The sequence below is a fragment of the Bacillus inaquosorum genome (genome assembly GCF_023238325.1).
Taxonomy (GTDB): domain Bacteria; phylum Bacillota; class Bacilli; order Bacillales; family Bacillaceae; genus Bacillus; species Bacillus inaquosorum.
This window is the reverse complement of record NZ_CP096592.1, coordinates 873,596-893,469: the sequence shown is the minus strand read 5'-3', so window position 1 is coordinate 893,469 and position 19,874 is coordinate 873,596. Positions and strand designations below refer to the sequence as shown.

Sequence of the window (19,874 nt, the reverse complement as noted above, 5' to 3'; positions counted from 1 at the left end):
TAGGCTTTTTTCAGGTTGCCTGCTTTTGGAAATCATTGTACGATCAACATAGATTCCACATAAGGAGAACAAACGCGATGTCACGATTTCATTTCTTTATTCTTGTTTTGCTCGTTTCCATTTCCGGGTTTTCACAAGGCATGCTGCTGCCTGTCATCTCGATCATCTTTGAAACAAATGGGGAATCGGCCGCCATCAACGGCCTGCACGCGACCGGACTGTACATCGGTGTGCTTTTGGCTTCGCCGTTTATGGAGGCGCCGCTCAGAAAGCTCGGATTCAAGCCGCTGATCGTCATTGGCGGAAGCATTGTGATTGTAAGCTTGTTCGGATTTATTTGGCTTCAGTCGGTTTGGATCTGGTTCCTGCTTCGCCTGTTTATCGGAATCGGCGACCACATGCTTCACTTTTCTACGCAAACATGGGTGACCTCCATGTCATCGAAACAAAATCGCGGAAGAAACCTGTCGATTTACGGGCTTTCCTTCGGTCTTGGCTTTGCCGCGGGCCCTTTCATGGTTCCGCTTGTCAAGCTGAGCCCGGCGCTGCCTTTTATCGTGTCCGGCTGCTTCAGTCTGTTTGCGTGGCTTTTTGTTTTCTTTCTACAAAATGCATACCCGGAAACCAGTCCTTACGAAACCAAATCAGACAATAGTTTCAGGCGGTTTTATCAAGCCATGCTGTTTGGATGGGTTGCCTTTATGCCTACATTCGGCTACGGCTTTTTGGAGACGGCCCTAAACGGAAGCTTTCCTGTGTACGCGCTCCGGCTGGGAATATCAGTAGATGCAGTGGCACTGATCCTTCCCGCTTTTGCGATTGGAAGCATTATTTTTCAGTTTCCGCTCGGCATCCTCAGCGATAAATACGGGCGGCGGAATGTGCTGCTTGTCATTTTACTGACAGGGGCGCTCTGCTTTTTCATCGCCGGCGTATTCCCTTTGCCTTTCGTGATCGGCTGCTCCTTTTTTATAGCAGGAATGGCAGTCGGATCAACCTTTACACTTGGCATCAGTTATATGACAGATCTTCTTCCTCCCCACCTGCTGCCGGCGGGGAACCTGCTTTGCGGCATTACATTCAGTCTCGGCAGCATCCTTGGCCCGATTGCCGGCGGCTGGTATATGCAGACATTTGAAAGCGCAAACTTGTTTTATTTCATTACCCTTACGCTTAGCGCTGTATGGCTGGCCCTTGTCCTGGGCAAACCCAAAAGCTGGTCACCGGCTGAGACTTATTCTTCATCTTCCTAATCAAAAAGCCTCCTGACATGACGTCAGGAGGCTTTTATGCTAATGATAGCCGTTTTGTCCGTTGGCGCTTCCGCTTGTTTTATTGCTCGATTTGCTTTTCGAATTTTGTTTATTGTGGCTTCCGCCTTTTTTCGTATGTTTGGTCATCACGATAGCCCCCCGACATCTTTTTGAACCGAAGTTCGTTTATAGGGTGCACTAATAATAGGGATTTTCATCAGGAAGCTTTTTACGTTTATGTAAAAGAGCGTTGATTTCTCCCCCCAGGATAATTAAAATGCCGCTCAAGTAAAACCAAATCATCAGGACGATGATTCCCCCGATGCTTCCATATGTGGCGCTATAATTTGCAAACGTACTGACGTAAAATGAAAACAGGGTGCTGACAACGATCCAGCCGATGGTCGCAAACACCGCACCGGGCATGACAAAGCGGAGGGACAGCTTTTTGTTCGGCGCGATGACATACAGGGCGGAAAAAACGATCAGCAGCACAAGCGGGCTGACACCCCAGCGAACCGCCTCCCAAACGGATAAAAACAGATCCGACGCACCGACAAAGTCTGAAGCAAGCATCCCGATCTGCCGGCCAAATACCGGCAGAAGCAAAGCCACTAAAATGGTAAATACCATGGCGATTGTCAGAAAAATTGAGGTTAGACGAACAATGATAAAAGAGCGGTTTTCCTCCACATCATACGCATGATTTAACGAGCGGACGATGGCGTTCATTCCATTAGACGCAGACCATAAAGCCGCGATAATCCCGAATGACAGCAAACCGCCATTTCGATTATTTAAGGTTTGATGGGTAATGGATTCAACGAGGGACATCGCACTGGCGGGAGCATATTGTTCGACAACTCCCAGAACATCATCGGTAGAAAGCGGAAGATACGCGGTGAGCGTCAGCATAAAAATCAAAAACGGAAACAACGACAATAGAAAAAAATACGCCAGCTCCGCTGATTTGCTTTGCCCTTCATGAAGGGTATATCTGCTGAAAAGCTCTTTTAAAAAATTCATGTCGCCTCACCTCGCATGTTTGATTATTTTTTTGTAAAATGCTCTTTCGTTTGCTGTACGAGCTCCATCACTTGCGGCGTTGTTTTCTTCAGTTCTTTCACCTGCTTATTCACAAAGTCGACTTCCTTTGACAGCGTTTGGGCCAGCTTCTTAGCCTCATCCACTTTTGTGATGACGGTGTTTTTCAACAGTTCCGGATTGCTTTTGTACAGTGAAAGTTTATGCTTGCATGTCAGCCATCTCATGCCGCATGCCTGTCTTGTCGGCTTATGGAGCAGCGATAACGCCGCGCCTGCCGCAGCTCCGAGAAATATACCTTTCAGCATTAAACGTTCGTTGTTCATGCAAATTCTCCTTTCACTCACAATTGTTTTTCTTTTTGAATGGATGCAAGCAGATGCTCACAGCCCGATTTGATTAGTTGGCAGACCTCTTCAAAGTTCCCTGTGTAGTAAGGATCGGGTACGTCGGCAAGGTCTGAATCTTCAACATAGTCCAAGAGCCTTTTGATATGCGAGGTGTTCTTAAAACCCGCCATGCTTCTGAGGCTCCCGATATTTTCTGCGTCCATCGCAATGATGTAATCAAAATCGGCCAGATCCTGTTCGCTGACTTGACGCGCCAGCATGCCCTCAAAGCTGATTCCTTCTCTCTGCAATATCTCCTGCGTTCCTTCATGCGGCGGATTGCCGATGTGCCAGCCGCCGATACCGGCTGAATCCGTCTTGATTTTCCCCTCTAATCCTTTTTTGGCTGCCAAGTCCCGAAAAATCGCTTCCGCCATCGGAGACCGGCAAATGTTTCCTAAACAAACAAATAACACGCTTATCATGTTGCGCAACCTCCCTATTCTTTGCCCATATTTCTCTAAAAAGAAACCTTCATCAATATCTTAGTAGGATGTTCATTTCCTTTTCAACTGATGTCTCCACTTTTTTGAAATCAACAGCCAGCTCTTAGAATAGGGTTTTTTTCTGAGCGAATTCTGTTAGAATAAAACATACCCAATATCGCGCAAAGAAAGGATGGAACCATTTGTCCAGCCCAAATACAGAAACGTTAACTCAAATGATTGAAGAGATTTCCCAAAAACTGAACATGCTGAACGTCGGCGTGATTAAAGCGGAGGATTTCAGTGATGAAAAGATCGAAGACCTCACGTACCTTCACAGCATGGTGATGAAAAAACAATCATTCAGCCCAAGTGAGATGCAGGCGATTGCTCAAGAGCTAGCCTCACTTCGTAAATAATGGAGACTGGCCGAAAACTCGGCGAGTCTTTTTTATCATTGCCCCAAAACCAATTTTCCTTAAGACAGGCGTCATGAATTAAGAAATCCAGACTGCCAAACATGATACTGCGGCAGGGCGCCCACGCTTTCCAATATCGGACGGGCCAAGACATGCCTGTTTATAACATCATACAGCAAATGTTCGAAAAAGATTTGAAGGAGTACAAGCATGAAAACGACATCTATCAAAACAGCATCCGGAATGTATATCAACTACTTCTTTCTCGGAATGGTCAATATCATTCTCGCATCCAATATGTCCTCTTTAACGAAACAGTGGAATACAGACCCGACCGGCATCAGTTATGTGATTGCCGCTATTGGATTCGGCAAGCTGCTGACATACGGCATTTCCGGCGTTTTATCAGATAAAATCGGAAGAAAGCCGCTTGTTGTCGCTTCTGCAGGAATTATGGCCGTCTTTTTAGTCGGTATTCCTTTATCACCGAGCTATGAATTGGCGTTTGTGTTCGCCTTATTAGCCGGAGTCGCTAATTCAGCGATGGACGCCGGAACCTATCCGGCATTAACCGAGCTCTTCCCGGCAGCTTCCGGCTCGGCGAATGTCTTGGTCAAAGCCTTTATGTCTGTCGGGGCAGCACTTTTGCCGCTTTTGATCACATTTTTATCAGACCACAGCCTGTTTTACGGATTTGCTTTTTATCTCCCGGCAGCAGTCTATGCGCTGAATATCGTTTATTTATCAACGCTTTCGTTTCCTAAGAGACAGAAGATGCCAACTAGCAGCGGCCAACAGGAATCTCCCGCTTTCTTGTCTGAACCCGTTTTTCAGAAAGAAGGCACCGCACTGATCATTATCGGTTTTACATCAACGGCTTTATTTACCGTTTCTCAAATCTGGCTCCCGAGCTACGCGCAAAAGGCTGCCGGTTTAGCTGAATCAGCATCCGTGCAATTGCTGAGCTATTACAGTATAGGATCTCTGACATCCGTTTTATTATTAGCCGTTTTGCTGAACAGATGGGTAAAGCCAGTCATGATTACGCTCTTATATCCTGTTATTACTTTATGTACGCTTGCAGTCATGCTGACGGTTCATGTGCCAATTGTGCTGGACATCACCGCCTTTTTCTTAGGGTTTTCAACCGCGGGTGTGTTTCAAATTACCATTACATTAATGACAGAGCTTTTCTGGAAGCGAAAAGGAACCGTTACCGGAATTGTAGCGACCGCTTCAAGCATCGCGTCAATTCTGCTGCCGATTGCCACCGGGCTTATCGCAAAAGCGGGAGGCATCGCCCATATCTTTATGTTTGACTTCGGCATAGCAGTCATCGGAACAGCTGCAGCCGCCTTCTTGTATTATAGATACAAAAAACTGACGGCTGCTCCAAGCCGTAATTAAATAAAAAACGGACGCCCGGGAGCGTCCGTTTTTCTTATTTCTCAAGCAATGCGAGAGATTCGCGGTTAAATGCCGGAATATCATCCGGTGTGCGGCTTGTGACCAATTGATGTTGGCAAACGACCACTTCCTGGTCCACAACGTCGGCACCCGCGTTTTCCATGTCAACACGAATGGACGTATAGCCTGTTGCTTTTCGGCCATCGAGCGCTTTCGCGTTGATTAAGAGCTGCGGGCCGTGGCAAATGGCGAATACTGGTTTTTTGTCAGTCATAAACGCTTTTGTAAACTGGACGAAACGGTCATCAGCTCGAAGCTGGTCTGGTGAAAATCCTCCGGGAATCAAAAGCGCATCAAAGTCTGAAGGGTTTACGTCATCAATGGACGCGTCAACCGTCACTTCCGCGTTCCCCTGCTTGCCTTTTACTGTTTTTCCTTTTTCATTTTCGATAACAGTCAGTTCATGTCCCGCTTCTTTAAAGGCTTTCGCAGGTTCCGTGTACTCGCTGTCCTCAAAATAATCTGTCAAAACAACTGCAATGTTTTTCCCCATCATTCATAACCTCCCGCTTAATATGACTACATAAAACACTCTACCCCAGCCACACTAAAATAAACATTCCGCAGATCTGACAAGCGCTAAGCATAAATACCCAGCAGCTGTCGTTTGATGCCGTTACATAATACTCATTTTTCTCCCTTTTACAATAATCATAAAGAAACACCTACAAATAGTTACAAAATATTCTTACAATAGGAGCTGTAACACAAATTTCGTTGAAAGGTGGAGAACTGGTGAGAATACAGAAAAGACGAACACACGTCGGTAACATTCTCCGTATTCTTTTGCCCCCAATTATGATACTTAGCCTAATCCTCCCAACACCACCCATTCATGCAGAAGAAAGCGCGGCCCCTCAGGTACATCTGAGTATTTTGGCCACGACTGATATTCATGCCAACATGATGGATTACGATTACTACAGCGACAAAGAAACGACGGATTTTGGCCTGGCAAGAACGGCACAGCTGATCCAAAAGCACCGCCAGCAAAACCCAAACACCCTTCTCGTCGATAACGGCGACTTGATTCAAGGGAATCCGCTGGGCGAATACGCGGTGAAATATGAAAAAGACGACATTATTTCCGGTGCGAAAACCCACCCGATTATCAGCGTCATGAATGCGCTGAAATACGACGCCGGCACACTGGGCAATCATGAATTCAACTACGGGCTCGACTTTCTGGACGGCACGATCAAAGGAGCCGATTTTCCGATTGTAAATGCCAACGTCAAAACAACAAGCGGTGAAAACCGCTATACGCCGTATGTCATTAAAGAAAAAACCGTCACCGACGAAAACGGCAATGAGCAGAAAGTGAAGGTTGGCTACATAGGCTTTGTCCCGCCGCAAATTATGACATGGGACAAAAAGAATCTCGAGGGTCAGGTGCAGGTGCAGGATATCGTAGAATCCGCCAATGAAACGATCCCGAAAATGAAGGCGGAAGGCGCAGATGTCATTATTGCCCTCGCCCACACCGGCATTGAAAAGCAGGCGCAATCGTCTGGCGCGGAAAACGCCGTGTTTGATCTTGCCACCAAAACGAAAGGCATTGACGCGATCATCTCGGGCCATCAGCACGGACTCTTCCCTTCCGCCGAGTATGCGGGTGCTGCCCAATTCGATGTTGAAAAAGGAACGATTAACGGCATTCCTGTCGTCATGCCAAGCAGCTGGGGCAAATACTTAGGCGTGATTGACCTCAAACTCGAAAAAACGGACGGCTCATGGAAGGTGGCAGATTCCAAAGGCAGTATTGAATCAATTGCCGGCACCGTCACATCCCGAAATGAAACGGTCACAAACACCATTCAGCAAACACACCAAAACACACTGGAATATGTCAGAAAACCAGTCGGCAAAACAGAAGCAGATATTAACAGCTTCTTTGCACAGGTCAAGGATGACCCTTCCATTCAGGTTGTGACCGATGCGCAAAAATGGTACGCCGAAAAAGAAATGAAGGATACCGAGTACAAGGACATGCCGATTTTATCCGCTGGAGCGCCGTTTAAAGCAGGCGGCAGAAACGGGGCCAATTACTATACGAACATTCCGGCCGGAGATCTTGCCATTAAAAATGTCGGTGACTTGTATCTTTACGATAATACCGTTCAGATCGTCAAGCTGACAGGAAGCGAGGTCAAGGACTGGCTGGAGATGTCAGCAGGCCAATTCAATCACATTGATCCGTCAAAAGGCGGCGATCAAGCCTTGCTGAATGAGAATTTCCGCTCCTACAATTTTGACGTGATTGACGGCGTCACATATCAGGTCGATGTTACAAAACCGGCTAAATACAATGAGAACGGAAAAGTGGTCAATGCGGATTCATCACGGATTATCAACCTTTCCTATGAAGGTAAGCCGATCAGCCCAAGCCAAGAATTTCTCGTCGTCACAAATAATTATCGCGCATCCGGAGGCGGCGGTTTTCCTCACCTGACGAGCGATAAGATTGTCCACGGCTCCGCGGTTGAAAACAGACAGGTGCTGATGGATTACATTATTGAACAAAAAACAGTCAATCCAAAAGCGGACAACAACTGGTCAATCCAAAAGCGGACAACAACTGGTCAATCGCACCTGTTTCCGGAACGAATTTGACGTTCGAATCCTCGCTTTTGGCCAAGCCATTTGCCGATAAAGCAGATGATGTTGCATATGTAGGCGAGTCTGCCAATGATGGCTACGGTGTGTACAAGCTGCAATTCGATGATGATTCAAATCCTGAGCCTCCTAAAGACGGACTGTGGGATCTGACTGTGATGCACACGAATGATACGCACGCCCACCTCGATGACGCAGCGAGACGAATGACGAAAATCAACGAAGTACGAAACGAAACAGATCACAACATTCTCCTTGATGCGGGGGATGTGTTTTCGGGCGACCTGTATTTCACAAAATGGAACGGTTTAGCCGATTTGAAATTCATGAACATGATGGGCTATGACGCCATGACTTTCGGAAACCATGAATTTGATAAAGGTCCGACAGTGCTTTCTGATTTTCTAAGCGGAAACAGCACAACCGTCGATCCGGCAAACCGCTATCACTTTGAAGCACCTGAATTTCCGGTCGTCAGCGCAAACGTAGATGTATCAAATGAGCCTAAGCTGACATCATATGTCAAAAAGCCGCAAACCTTTACGGCAGGTGAAAAGAAAGAGCCTGGCATCCACCCTTACATTCTGTTAGATGTTGATGGTGAGAAAGTCGCTGTATTCGGACTGACAACGGAAGATACAGCCACCACATCAAGCCCGGGCAAAAGCATCGTATTTCATGATGCGTTTGAAACAGCGCAAAACACTGTCAAAACGATTAAGGAAGAAGAAAAAGTAAACAAAATTATCGCTTTAACCCATATCGGGCATAACCGTGATCTTGAGCTAGCCAAAAAAGTAAAAGGCATTGACTTGATCATCGGCGGACACACCCACACCCTCGTTGACAAAATGGAAGTCGTGAACAACGAAGAGCCGACGATCGTGGCGCAGGCCAAAGAATACGGCCAATACTTGGGGCGTGTTGATGTTGCGTTTGATGAGAACGGCGTGGTGCAAACAGACAAATCAAATCTGAGCGTACTGCCGATTGATGAACATACAGAAGAAAACGCAGAAGCCAAAAAAGAGCTCGATCAGTTCAAAAGTGAATTAGAGGACGTGAAAAATGAAAAAGTCGGCTACACGGATGTCGCGCTTGACGGCCAGCGTGAGCATGTGCGCACGAAGGAAACCAACCTCGGAAACTTCATCGCGGACGGCATGCTGGCAAAAGCGAAAGAAGCAGCCGGCGCCAGAATAGCGATAACAAATGGCGGCGGCATCAGAGCCGGCATTGACAAAGGCGACATCACACTCGGCGAGGTGCTGAACGTGATGCCGTTCGGCAACACGCTTTACGTGGCCGATTTGACCGGAAAACAAATCAAAGAAGCCCTTGAACAAGGCTTAAGCAATGTGGAAAACGGAGGCGGCGCCTTCCCTCAGGTGGCCGGAATCGAATATACCTTTACATTAAACAACGAACCTGGACACCGTGTTTTAGACGTGAAATTCGAATCGCCTAACGGAGACAAAGTTGATCTGAATACGGATGATACCTACCGCGTGGCAACGAATAATTTTGTCGGCGCCGGAGGAGACGGATACTCTGTCTTCACAGAGGCATCCCATGGTGAAGACCTTGGCTACGTGGATTATGAGATTTTCACTGAACAGCTGAAAAAACTAGGAAACAAGGTCTCTCCTAAAATCGAAGGACGCATCAAAGAAGTATTCCTGCCGACAAAGCAGAAGGACGGCAGCTGGACACTCGATGAAGACAAATTTGCGATTTATGCGAAAAATGCCAACACGCCCTTTGTCTATTATGGAACACATGAAGGATCTCAAGAGAAGCCTATCAATCTTAAAGTGAAAAAAGATCAGGTCAAGCTTTTGAAAGAAAGAGAGTCAGATCCTTCATTGACGGTGTTCAACTACTGGTACAGCATGAAGATGCCAATGGCGAACCTTAAAACCGCGGACACTGCAATTGGAATCAAATCTACCGGTGAATTGGACGTGTCCATCGGAGACGTATATGACTTTACAGTGAAGCAAAAAGGAAAAGAAGTGAAATCATTTAAAGAACCCGTTCAGCTATCGCTTCGCATGTTTGATATTGAAGAAGCCCATAACCCTGCCATTTACCATGTTGATCGTAAAAAGAAAACTTTTACAAAGACAGAAAACGGATCAGTCGACGATGATATTATAACAGGGTACACAAACCACTTCAGCGAATACACGATCTTAAATTCCGGTGAGAATAACAAACCGCCCGAATTTCCGTCCGATCAGCCGACAGGCGGTGATGACGGCAGCAATGGCGGAGGCTCTGATAAACCAGGCGGAAAACAGCCGACTGACGGGAATGGAGGAAATGATACACCTCCTGGCACAGACCCGACAAACAGCTCTGGTGGAAACGGATCGGGTGGATCAGGTACGGACGGCCCGGCTGGCGGCTTGCTTCCGGATACAGCCACATCCATGTACTCGATTCTCTTGGCCGGATTTCTGATCAGCGCGCTCGGAACGGCAATGTACTTGCATCAGAGGAGAAAACAGAATAGAGCGAATCAGGCATAAAAAAGAGCTGCTCATTATCGAGCAGCTTTCTTTATTTAGACCCACTTCACAACATCTTCAACAGCAGATCTTGTTTTCGGACGAGGGTCTCGTACACGGTAGCCGAATGCCACCATCACAGAAATGTCGAAGCTTCCGTTTTCCAGAAGGCCTTCTTCTTCAAGAATGCGGTGAATGTGATCATACTGGAATCCTTCGATAGGGCAAGAATCAACGCCGATTTGCGCAGCGGCAGTCATCATGTTGCCAAGCGCAATATAGGTTTGTTTTGATGCCCAGTCAAACAATGTTCTGTCACTTTCAAGCAAGTGCAAATCGTTTTTTTGGAACTCTTCTGTTTTGCTGAGATAGCCTTCATACACGTCCTGAGGCATTTGTTTTACTTCTTTTAAATGACGTTTGATGTAGTCCGCATCATATTTGATATCCTTCGCTGTACGCGCAAGAATCAGGACGAAGTGGCTTGCGGTCGGAAGCTGCTTTTGCGCGCCCCATGTATATTCGCGAAGCTTCTCGCGAAATTCCGGATTTTGGACGACAACAAATTTCCAAGGCTCAAGGCCGAGGGAGCTCGGAGACAGTCTTCCCGTTTCTAAAATAAATTCAAAATCGCTGTCTGATACTTTTTTATTTGGGTCAAATTCCTTTGTTGCATGTCTGAAATTGTATGCATCGAGAATTTGTTTCTTTAGATCTGCCATGTTAAACACCTCTCCTTTTGGTTACTCTCATCTCTATTGTAGCCATTATGATAAAAAGTAAAAGTACGCACATTTTTGTTGGATAGTATCAATTTTGATACCAAATAAAAAAAGCGCACTGCCACAGGCAGGCGCCTTTCTCATTTTCCCCGCCGCGCAAAATCAACAAACCGGAATTTGTCGAGACGGTGTCTGCTTTCCGTATATTGAAACAGACTCGTATCCTCCAAAAAGACATAGTTTCTCACCACGACCATATGGTCATAGCCGCGTAAATCGAGCAGCTCCCTGTCCTCATTCGTACACGGCTCGGCTACAATTTCTTTTTGGGCATAGCTGATTGAAAGACCGAGCTCTCCTTCTATATATTCATATATGGAGTTTTCACAGATTTCTTTCGTTAGGTGAGGCACATGCTTTCTGAAAAAGTAATCCTTGTCCAAAATCACATGTTCCCCGTCAATCTTTCTAGACCTGATGACTTCCCAAATGTCGTCATCCGGCTGGGCCCGGAGCTGTTTTTGGATCAGCTCTGACGGGGGCTCCAGTCCGAATTTGTGTACAGTTGTTTTCGTTTCTTTGCCAAGCGTTTGCGCGAGCTCCTTGAAGCTGACAAGGCCTGAAACGGGAAACTGCATTTTTTCACGGTTGAGGACGACGGAGCCCTTCCCTCTGATTTTCTGGATATAGCCGTTTTGCGCAAGCATGTGAAGCGCCTTTCGGACCGTTTCTCTTGATGTATCATACTGTGCGGTCAACTCATGTTCAGACGGAAGAATCTCTTCCGCTTTCCACCGGCCGCCTTCAATTTGCTGTGCAATGTCTTTATAGATTGCGATGAATTTGTTCACCTTCATTATGGACCACCCAGCTTAGTTTAACACGGTTTCGTTAAACGATAAACAATGGACTCATACGGACGGAGCGTCATGTTCTGCAGTTCTTCCCTCACCTCATCGTTCGTCAACAGCACCTCTGCCTTCCACTCGTCAGGCGCTAAAGAGTCCGGCAGTGTAAAGGCTGCCTCTGTCCCGTAAAAATTATTGATGACGAGCAGCTTTTCATTGCTGCCGTGTCTGAGATACGCAAAAATGTTCGGGTCGTCCTTTGCGATTAACTCATATGTTCCCTCTGTCACAATGTCATATGTTTTGCGAATCTGAATCAGCTTTTGATAATGGTAAAACACCGAGTTCCGGTCCTTCAGCGCCGCTTCGGCATTGATTTCCCGATAGTTGCCGGCGACCGGTATCCATGGCGTGCCCTTTGTAAAACCGCCATTCGGCGTATCATCCCATTGGACAGGCGTTCTGGAATTGTCGCGGGATTTCGCCTGTAAAATCGCTGTGATCTCTTGATCAGCCATTCCTTTTTCCTTAAAGGCGTGATACATGTTCAGCGATTCGACATCCCGATAGGAGCTGATGTCCGAAAACTTCGGATTCGTCATTCCCAGCTCCTCACCCTGATAAATATAAGGCGTGCCCTGCATCATATGAATGGCGGTAGCGAGCATTTTCGCCGATTTCACCCTGTACGCGCCGTCATCTCCATATCTCGATACGACGCGCGGCTGATCGTGATTGCACCAGAACAGAGCGTTCCATCCTCCTCCAGCGTGCATCCCCGTCTGCCACTCGGATAAGATCTCCTTCAGCTTCAAAAAGTCAAACGGCGCCAAAGCCCATTTCTCACCATTTGGATAGTCAACCTTGAGATGATGGAAGCTGAACGTCATATCAAGTTCTTTATTGGCAGGATTCGTATACCGGATGCAATGGTCCACAGACGTCGAAGACATCTCACCGACCGTCATACTGTCATAAAGCGAAAACACCTTTTCGTTCATTTCATGCAGATATTCGTGCACCCGCGGCCCGTCAGTGTAAAAGGAACGGCCATCGCCTCCGTCTTCCGCATTCGGAAAGCGCTGATCTTTAGAAATCAAGTTAATGACATCAAGCCTGAAGCCGTCTATTCCCTTTTCAAACCAAAAATGCATCATGTCATAGACATGCTTTCTGACCTCTTCATTTTCCCAATTCAAATCAGCCTGCGTCACATCAAACAAATGTAAATAGTATTGGCCCGACGCTTCGTCAAGCTCCCATGCCGAGCCGCCGAATTTCGATTCCCAGTTCGTTGGAGCAGAACCGTTTTCCTGCGGGTTTTTCCATATATAAAAATCACGGTACGGGCTGTCTTTTGACGAGACCGCCTCTTGAAACCATTTGTGCTCTGTTGACGTATGATTGACGACAAGATCCATGACGACTTTCAAGCCTCTTTTATGCGCCTCAGACAGCAGGCGCTCAAAATCCTCCATCGTCCCGTATTCAGGATAAATCAAGTAATAATCACGAATATCATACCCATTATCATGCTGCGGAGAGTCATAAATCGGCGTCAGCCAAAGCACATCCACCTGAAGTGTTTTTAAGTAATCAAGCTTTTCAATAATGCCGTTCAGATCGCCGACACCGTTTCCCGTCGTATCGTTAAAGCTTTTCGGATAAATTTGATAGACCACGGCTTTTTTCCACCATGGCGTTTGTTCTGTTTTCATCTGTCTCCACCACCATATTTAAATTAAAAACGGGAAAAGGGAACGTTCAACACGTCCCGCTCCCCATTGGTTATCTATGTTTGAATCTCGCATACGCGTATGTTCCGGCAAACGGCACGATCAATACAATGGCCATCCCGATTGCAAACGCGCCCCAGTACTGGCTCATGATTGAGAAAATCCCCGGCACGCCGCCGACACCGACGGAGCTTGCCAGCACACCTTGGGAAGAAATATACATTCCGGCCAGCCCTGAGCTGATCATCGCAATAATAAACGGGAATCTGTATCGAAGATTCACCCCGAAGATGGCAGGCTCTGTAATGCCGAGATAAGCTGAAATCCCTGAAGTGAGGGAAAGGCCTTTTTGTTTCTCATCCTTCACGATAAACATCATAGCCAGCGCAGACGAACCTTGTGCGATATTAGAAAGCGCCAGCATCGGCCATAAAAAAGTGCCGCCGAGCTTTGAGCCGATGAGCTGCAGGTCGACTGCAAGAAACGTGTGATGCATGCCGGTAATCACGAGCGCCGAGTAGAAACCGCCATATAACAAACCGCCCAGTGCGGCAAAAGAGCCAAACACCGAGATAAGCCCTGAAGTCAGCACGTTTCCGATCGCAAATGTAACCGGGCCGATTATGATAAAAGAGGCAAATCCTGTTACGAGAAGCGTAATCGGCGCGACAACGAGCAGCTGTATGCCTTCAGGTGTGCGTTTTGTTAAGAACACCTCTATCTTCGCCAGCATATAGGAAGCCAGCAAAATCGGGAGCACCTGTCCCTGATAGCCGACTTTCTGCACTTCAAGTCCAAACAAATTCCATACCGGGATCTTTCCGCTTTGTTCCGCGGCTCCATAGCCCCACGCGTTCAGCAAATCAGGATGCACGAGCATCACGCCGAGCACAATGCCAAGCAACGGATTGCCGCCGAACCGTTTGACCGCAGACCAGCCGATTAACGCCGGCAGAAACGTAAAGGCCGTGCCCGCAATCAGGTTAATCATATTAGCGAGATCCGCCCACTGCGGATAGACCTGCACAATCGACTTTGTGCTGAAGAAAATGCCTTGCGCCGTTAAAATGTTATTGATCCCCATCAAGAGACCTGCCGTGACAATCGCAGGCAATATCGGAATAAAAATATCTGCAAGCGTTTTTACAGCACGTTGCAAAGGATTCATATTTTTTTCGGAAGCCTTCTTCACTTCATCCTTTGTTGACTCGCCAATCCCCGTTTCCTTGACCAGTTCAGCATATACTTTGTTGACCGTTCCCTGGCCGATTACGACCTGAAACTGCCCGTTTGTCGAAAACGACCCCTTCACAACGTCAATTTGATCAAGTTCCTCTTGGTCAACCTTGCTCTCATCTATTAATGCAAAACGCAAACGTGTCACACAATGAGTTGCCGCTGCAATATTTTCAACACCGCCGACTGCTTCGACAATCTGCCGTGCCGATTTGTTCAGTTCCCCCATGCCAACCCCTCCGTATTCGTTTTATAACTTGTATATACAACTTATGATTATATTGTATTCCTGTATATACATGTCGTCAACAACTTTTTATAGCGCTTTCATCCTAGGCCAGGAATATCTAAAACAACAAAGTTCCCCTAAAAAGTCACAAGCACTTATTGAATAAGACATTGAAAAAGCAGGGTGAGCCATGGATAAACGCGAGAAAAAGCGCTTCAGCTCATCAAAGAGCTTAAGAAATCAGGACAGACCGCTCTCTCCCAATTTGAAGGAGAACTTCGATAATCTGACTTTATTAACAGAAGGCTGCTCAGACATCGTATTTAGACAATTTAACTTTGGAAACGTGCTGTGCGGATTTATTGTTTATATCGAAGGAATTGTAAAATCTGAACATATACAGGCTCACGCCCTCCGACCTTGCTTGAGGGATTTGATGGGGATCAGATAGATGAACATAAAGAAGCGCTGCAAAATACACTATCGATTTCAAGCGTTGCGGCAGAAACGATTTTAAGCAAAGGGGCTGCATCCATCATTGAGGGAAACGCGGTTTTATTTGCCGGAGGGCATTCAAAATGATTGATCTTGAAGATACGGACTTTCCTTATTACATTCAAAAGTCGACCTGAAAGCCATGTAACACCAACCGGCATGTTTTCGTCGTATCCAGCTTTTGGTTCTTTCTAAATACAAAGCAGCTGATCGACTTTAACAGAATCAAGCCGATCATCAATGTATTGATTTCCTTTTTGCTGCTTTTATTCATCTTTTTGATCATCAAAAGCAAAGCGATGTTCGCCGCCAAAGCAAAACACTAAGAATTTTTGGCCTCTTTTGTCTGATAAACAGAGTTCTGTTTTGTTTTTCCTCTATCTTTCAGATAATACTGTTCAGATGTAAAAAATTCGGTATATAACGCTTTTACCTTTCTGCTCAATAACAACAGTGCAATCACATTCGGAACGAGAATAAAAGCCAATGCTAGATCCAGAAAGCCCCAGATGGCTTTTGCTCCGCCAGCAGCACCTATGATAATAGCCGCTAAATAAACGAATTTGATCACATGTCCTGCCAGCCGCCCGAACAGAAATTCAGCTTGCTTAACGCCGTAAAAAATGACAACCATAATGGTCGAGACAACAAAGAAAACGAGGGAAATCGAGACGAAGTACCCTCCTCCAGAACCGAAATAGTGCTGAAATGCAGCCGTCGTCAGTGCCGCCGGGTCATTTGAGGCATTCTTCCCTGTCCAGACTCCGGATGCAAGGACGACAAAAGCCGTGGTGGTGCAGATGATCAAGGTGTCAATGACAATGCCGATCACAGACCAGAACCCTTGCCTCACAGGGTGATCAGTCATAGCCGCCGCATGTGCAATCGGGGCTGTTCCCATTCCTGCTTCATTAGAATACAGCCCGCGGGCGAATCCCCAGCGAACGGTTTCAGCCAGTGCAGCACCTGCAAATCCTCCAACTGCTGAAGAAGAGGTAAACGCATTCGAAAAGATGAGAGAGAAAAATGCCGGCACTGATGAAAAATTCATGAGAACAATCAGAAGACCGGCTCCCGCGTATGCCCCTGCCATAAGAGGCACGATAAACTCTGTTACTTTTCCGATCCGCTTGACCCCTCCTATCACCACTAACCCGATCAAAAATGCAATGCCGATTCCCGCGTATATTTTATTGAAAGAAAACGTTTCGGCAAGTGAGACTGAAACCGAATTCCCCTGAACCATGATGCTCGGGACCAGCTCCACGATCAGCGCAACAGAGAAAAATACGCCGAGCCATTTCATGCGCAGCCCTTTTGTTATGTAATACATCGGTCCCCCGACAAATTCCCCCTGCTCGTTTTTTTCTCTGTAATGAACAGCAAGCACACTTTCAGAAAACTTAATCGCCATCGCAAATAAGGCAATAAGCCACATCCAAAAAACCGCTCCGGGACCGCCAAACATAATAGCAGCAGGCACACCGACAATGTTCGCCGCACCGATTGTTGAGCTAAGGGCTGACGTCAATGCCTGAAGCGGTGTGACTGTGCCCTCTCCCTTCGGCTTTTTTCCTACGCTGCCGATCGTCTGCTTCAAAATATATAACGGATAGCGAAATTGAAAACATTTCAGCAAAATGGTGAAGTACAATCCCGTCCCCGTCAGCAAGATGATTAGCGGCGGCCCCCACAGCCAATCAGATATTCTCTCTATCCATTCCAATAGTCGTTCCATCCCATCACCCTTTTTTCGTTTATGAGTTCATTTCCCCGCAGATGGAAAAACATAAACCTATAAGACTGAGAACTGCTGGAACATAAAGAGGATGGCTGTTATCAATCGCCATCCTTCAGACAGGAAAAATCAGCTGGAAGAAGGTCTGTTTCGTCCAAGCCGGTCATATACTTTATTCTTATAAAAAGCGGACGCTGGCTTTGAAAACATGCCTTTTTTGTCGACAAGCTTATCAAGCATCATCTGCTTTTCTGTTTTTTTTCTCATTAATTGCTCGCGTTCTTTGTCGTCATAGCACTTTGCGATTAAATGGTCGATGGTCATAAGCTCTTTTTTGAGCGCACCCTCGTCCTCTGCCATTCCCGCATTTTTTAACATACGGTAGCTCATGCGGAGCGATTCGGGCAAGTGTGCCGCGTCATCTTTTGGCAGCGGCTTTCCCATTCCCGGGAGGTTTTCAAATTCTCCGTCTTTGATGGCGCGCTTAATTTTATCTTCAGACACAATATGAGAAAAATCCATCCTTCCACCTCTTTTCATTTATAGCTTATATTTTATCATACAACCGTCACAATACCATTTTATTCCTTATTTTCTAAAAAGAAACCTCTTTTTACATTTGGCAATATGTCAAAAAAACGTTGATTCGACGGCGTTTTTCGCCACTTTTACCATCGTACGATTTTCACTTTTCTAATCCGCCGATTCGTGTTATATTTGATACGTTCGTTTTTTCTATCGTTTCGCTCGAACTGTGATCGGAAAAAAGGAGTGTAACAATGAAAACATTTATTAAAGAAAGAGGACTGGCCTTCTTCTTAATCGCGGTCGTCCTATTATGGATCAAAACGTATGTCGGTTATGTCCTTAACTTCAACTTAGGAATAGACAACACGATACAAAAAATATTGCTTTTTGTGAATCCTCTCAGCTCAAGCTTGTTCTTTCTTGGCTTTGGACTTTTGTTCAAGAAAAAATTACAGCAGACAGCCATTATAGTGATTCATTTTTTAATGTCTTTTTTACTGTACGCAAACATTGTGTACTACAGATTTTTCAATGATTTTATTACAATTCCGGTCATTATGCAGGCTAAAACAAACGGCGGCCAACTCGGCGACAGCGCATTTTCGCTGATGAGACCGACTGACGCCTTTTACTTTATCGATACGATCATTCTGATCATCTTGGCGATTAAAGTGAACAAGCCTGCCGAAACGTCGAGCAAAAAATCGTTCCGAATCGTTCTTGCGTCTTCAATTCTGGTTTTCCTAATCAACCTGGCAGTTGCGGAATCAGACCGTCCTGAATTGCTGACAAGATCATTCGACCGAAACTATCTTGTGAAATACTTGGGAACGTACAATTTTACGATTTATGACGCTGTGCAGAATATCAAATCCAACAGCCAGCGCGCGCTTGCCGATTCAAGCGACGTGACGGAAGTTGAAAACTACATGAAAGCCAATTACGACGTGCCGAATAACGTATATTTCGGCAAAGCGGAAGGAAAAAACGTTATTTATGTTTCTCTTGAATCTCTGCAGTCATTTATCATTGACTATAAAATTAACGGCAAAGAAGTCACACCGTTCTTAAATAAATTGGCACATGACAACGAAACGTTTTACTTTGATAACTTTTTCCACCAAACGGGACAAGGTAAAACATCTGATGCGGAATTTATGATGGAAAACTCTCTGTACCCGCTGGCTCAAGGTTCAGTTTTCGTAAACAAAGCGCAAAACACGCTTCAATCCGTTCCGGCAATTCTGAAGTCTAAGGATTACACATCTGCTACGTTCCACGGAAACACGCAGACGTTCTGGAACCGAAACGAAATGTACAAAGCGGAAGGCATCGATAAGTTCTTCGATTCTGCCTACTATGACATGAACGAAGAAAACACGAAAAACTACGGCATGAAAGACAAACCGTTCTTCAAAGAATCAATGCCGCTGTTAGAAAGCCTGCCGCAGCCGTTCTATACGAAGTTCATTACCCTGTCTAACCACTTCCCATTCGGAATGGATGAGGGGGATACAGACTTCCCGGCTGGAGACTTTGGTGACTCTGTCGTCAACAACTACTTCCAGTCAGCCAATTACCTTGATCAGTCCATTGAACAATTTTTCAATGACCTGAAAAAAGACGGGTTATATGATAAATCGATTATCGTGATGTACGGAGACCACTATGGCATCTCTGAAAACCACAATAAAGCGATGGCCAAAGTCCTTGGCAAAGATGAAATTACCGATTATGACAACGCCCAGCTTCAACGGGTGCCGCTCTTTATCCACGCTGCCGGCGTGAAAGGTGAGAAAGTTCATAAATATGCCGGAGACGTCGATGTGGCTCCGACCATTCTGCATTTGCTCGGAGTGGATACGAAAGACTATCTGATGTCCGGTTCTGATATTTTATCTAAAGAACACCGTGAAGTGATTCCGTTCCGTAACGGAGACTTTATTTCACCGAAGTACACGAAAGTATCCGGCAAGTATTACGATACGAAAACCGGAAAAGAGCTTGATGAATCTGAAGTCGACAAGTCAGAAGACTCACTCGTCAAGAAGGAACTTGAAATGTCCGATAAAATCATAAACGGAGACCTGCTGCGTTTCTACGAGCCGAAAGGCTTTACGAAGGTGAATCCTTCCGATTATGATTACACAAAACATGGCGAAGATTCTTCCGAAACGTCAACTGATGACGAAGATAAATAAGAAAAAGCAGAGAGG

General features: G+C 46.0%; 14 protein-coding genes and 3 pseudogenes. 7 read left to right on the top strand and 10 right to left on the bottom strand.

Annotated elements, in window-relative coordinates:
• Nucleotides 1-77: 77 nt before the first annotated feature.
• On the top strand, nucleotides 78-1,253 hold the full coding sequence (locus M1M80_RS04370) for an MFS transporter (protein ID WP_060398167.1): 1,176 nt from the start codon (nucleotides 78-80) through the stop codon (nucleotides 1,251-1,253).
• Between the two features lie 198 nt (nucleotides 1,254-1,451).
• On the opposite strand, the gene M1M80_RS04365 is transcribed toward M1M80_RS04370, so the two are convergent.
• The 3 genes from M1M80_RS04365 to yfkJ are packed head-to-tail and all read right to left on the bottom strand — an operon-like array spanning nucleotide 1,452 to nucleotide 3,111.
• Nucleotides 1,452-2,279, bottom strand: coding sequence for a YihY family inner membrane protein (locus tag M1M80_RS04365; protein ID WP_019257785.1), 828 nt, complete (start codon nucleotides 2,277-2,279; stop codon nucleotides 1,452-1,454).
• 23 nt (nucleotides 2,280-2,302) lie between these two features.
• On the bottom strand, nucleotides 2,303-2,623 hold the full coding sequence (locus M1M80_RS04360) for a hypothetical protein (protein WP_060398166.1): 321 nt from the start codon (nucleotides 2,621-2,623) through the stop codon (nucleotides 2,303-2,305).
• Between the two features lie 17 nt (nucleotides 2,624-2,640).
• On the bottom strand, nucleotides 2,641-3,111 hold the full coding sequence (yfkJ, locus tag M1M80_RS04355) for a protein-tyrosine-phosphatase (RefSeq protein ID WP_003239845.1): 471 nt from the start codon (nucleotides 3,109-3,111) through the stop codon (nucleotides 2,641-2,643).
• 203 nt (nucleotides 3,112-3,314) lie between these two features.
• On the opposite strand from yfkJ, the gene M1M80_RS04350 reads away from it, so the two are divergent.
• Both M1M80_RS04350 and M1M80_RS04345 read left to right on the top strand, forming a co-directional pair.
• Entirely contained in the window at nucleotides 3,315-3,530 is a 216-nt protein-coding gene (locus M1M80_RS04350) for a DUF1128 domain-containing protein (RefSeq protein ID WP_003223104.1), read from the top strand.
• Between the two features lie 210 nt (nucleotides 3,531-3,740).
• Entirely contained in the window at nucleotides 3,741-4,937 is a 1,197-nt protein-coding gene (locus M1M80_RS04345; RefSeq protein ID WP_060398165.1) for an MFS transporter, read from the top strand.
• A 34-nt stretch (nucleotides 4,938-4,971) separates the two neighbouring features.
• Here M1M80_RS04345 and yfkM read toward each other — a convergent pair whose 3' ends face one another.
• Nucleotides 4,972-5,490 carry a general stress protein 18 gene (gene yfkM, locus M1M80_RS04340; RefSeq protein WP_019257782.1) on the bottom strand — a complete coding sequence of 173 codons (519 nt, stop codon included), beginning with the start codon at nucleotides 5,488-5,490 and terminating at the stop codon, nucleotides 4,972-4,974.
• Between the two features lie 242 nt (nucleotides 5,491-5,732).
• Between yfkM and M1M80_RS04335 the strand changes: the two are divergent.
• Nucleotides 5,733-10,147 (top strand): annotated as a pseudogene (locus M1M80_RS04335) (multifunctional 2',3'-cyclic-nucleotide 2'-phosphodiesterase/3'-nucleotidase/5'-nucleotidase).
• Between the two features lie 35 nt (nucleotides 10,148-10,182).
• On the opposite strand, the gene M1M80_RS04330 reads toward M1M80_RS04335, so the two are convergent.
• From M1M80_RS04330 to treP, 4 genes are all read right to left on the bottom strand, one after another.
• A complete protein-coding gene (locus M1M80_RS04330; protein ID WP_019257780.1) occupies nucleotides 10,183-10,848 on the bottom strand; it encodes an NAD(P)H-dependent oxidoreductase in 666 nt (221 codons plus the stop codon).
• 140 nt (nucleotides 10,849-10,988) lie between these two features.
• Entirely contained in the window at nucleotides 10,989-11,705 is a 717-nt protein-coding gene (gene treR / locus M1M80_RS04325) for a trehalose operon repressor (RefSeq protein ID WP_060398163.1), read from the bottom strand.
• Nucleotides 11,706-11,725: 20 nt separating this feature from the next.
• Complete coding sequence (gene treC / locus M1M80_RS04320; protein WP_060398162.1) at nucleotides 11,726-13,414, bottom strand: alpha,alpha-phosphotrehalase; 1,689 nt, start codon at nucleotides 13,412-13,414, stop codon at nucleotides 11,726-11,728.
• Nucleotides 13,415-13,484: 70 nt separating this feature from the next.
• Complete coding sequence (gene treP, locus M1M80_RS04315; protein ID WP_060398161.1) at nucleotides 13,485-14,897, bottom strand: PTS system trehalose-specific EIIBC component; 1,413 nt, start codon at nucleotides 14,895-14,897, stop codon at nucleotides 13,485-13,487.
• A 222-nt stretch (nucleotides 14,898-15,119) separates the two neighbouring features.
• Here treP and M1M80_RS04310 point away from each other — a divergent pair.
• Together M1M80_RS04310 and M1M80_RS04305 are read left to right on the top strand one after the other, a co-directional pair.
• Nucleotides 15,120-15,476 (top strand): annotated as a pseudogene (locus tag M1M80_RS04310) (spore germination protein); the annotation flags it as partial.
• Between the two features lie 16 nt (nucleotides 15,477-15,492).
• Nucleotides 15,493-15,718, top strand: a pseudogene (locus M1M80_RS04305) (endospore germination permease); the annotation flags it as partial.
• Here M1M80_RS04305 and M1M80_RS04300 read toward each other — a convergent pair.
• Nucleotides 15,715-17,130 (bottom strand): alanine/glycine:cation symporter family protein, encoded by a 1,416-nt coding sequence (locus M1M80_RS04300; RefSeq protein WP_060398159.1) that lies wholly within the window; start codon nucleotides 17,128-17,130, stop codon nucleotides 15,715-15,717. The pseudogene M1M80_RS04305 and the gene M1M80_RS04300 sit on opposite strands and share 4 nt — an antisense overlap.
• A 129-nt stretch (nucleotides 17,131-17,259) precedes the next feature.
• A complete protein-coding gene (locus M1M80_RS04295; RefSeq protein ID WP_003239874.1) occupies nucleotides 17,260-17,652 on the bottom strand; it encodes a DnaJ family domain-containing protein in 393 nt (130 codons plus the stop codon).
• Nucleotides 17,653-17,909: 257 nt separating this feature from the next.
• On the opposite strand from M1M80_RS04295, the gene ltaS reads away from it, so the two are divergent.
• On the top strand, nucleotides 17,910-19,859 hold the full coding sequence (gene ltaS, locus M1M80_RS04290; protein ID WP_019257772.1) for a lipoteichoic acid synthase: 1,950 nt from the start codon (nucleotides 17,910-17,912) through the stop codon (nucleotides 19,857-19,859).
• Nucleotides 19,860-19,874: the final 15 nt, after the last annotated feature.

Coding starts and splice junctions, on each gene's coding strand:
- treP (WP_060398161.1), bottom strand. CDS start 14,897: ATGGGGGAACTGAACAAATCGGCACGGCAGATTGTCGAAGCAGTCGGC.
- M1M80_RS04365 (WP_019257785.1), bottom strand. CDS start 2,279: ATGAATTTTTTAAAAGAGCTTTTCAGCAGATATACCCTTCATGAAGGG.
- M1M80_RS04370 (WP_060398167.1), top strand. CDS start 78: ATGTCACGATTTCATTTCTTTATTCTTGTTTTGCTCGTTTCCATTTCC.
- M1M80_RS04345 (WP_060398165.1), top strand. CDS start 3,741: ATGAAAACGACATCTATCAAAACAGCATCCGGAATGTATATCAACTAC.
- treC (WP_060398162.1), bottom strand. CDS start 13,414: ATGAAAACAGAACAAACGCCATGGTGGAAAAAAGCCGTGGTCTATCAA.
- M1M80_RS04295 (WP_003239874.1), bottom strand. CDS start 17,652: ATGGATTTTTCTCATATTGTGTCTGAAGATAAAATTAAGCGCGCCATC.
- yfkM (WP_019257782.1), bottom strand. CDS start 5,490: ATGGGGAAAAACATTGCAGTTGTTTTGACAGATTATTTTGAGGACAGC.
- treR (WP_060398163.1), bottom strand. CDS start 11,705: ATGAAGGTGAACAAATTCATCGCAATCTATAAAGACATTGCACAGCAA.
- ltaS (WP_019257772.1), top strand. CDS start 17,910: ATGAAAACATTTATTAAAGAAAGAGGACTGGCCTTCTTCTTAATCGCG.
- M1M80_RS04360 (WP_060398166.1), bottom strand. CDS start 2,623: ATGAACAACGAACGTTTAATGCTGAAAGGTATATTTCTCGGAGCTGCG.
- M1M80_RS04330 (WP_019257780.1), bottom strand. CDS start 10,848: ATGGCAGATCTAAAGAAACAAATTCTCGATGCATACAATTTCAGACAT.
- yfkJ (WP_003239845.1), bottom strand. CDS start 3,111: ATGATAAGCGTGTTATTTGTTTGTTTAGGAAACATTTGCCGGTCTCCG.
- M1M80_RS04300 (WP_060398159.1), bottom strand. CDS start 17,130: ATGGAACGACTATTGGAATGGATAGAGAGAATATCTGATTGGCTGTGG.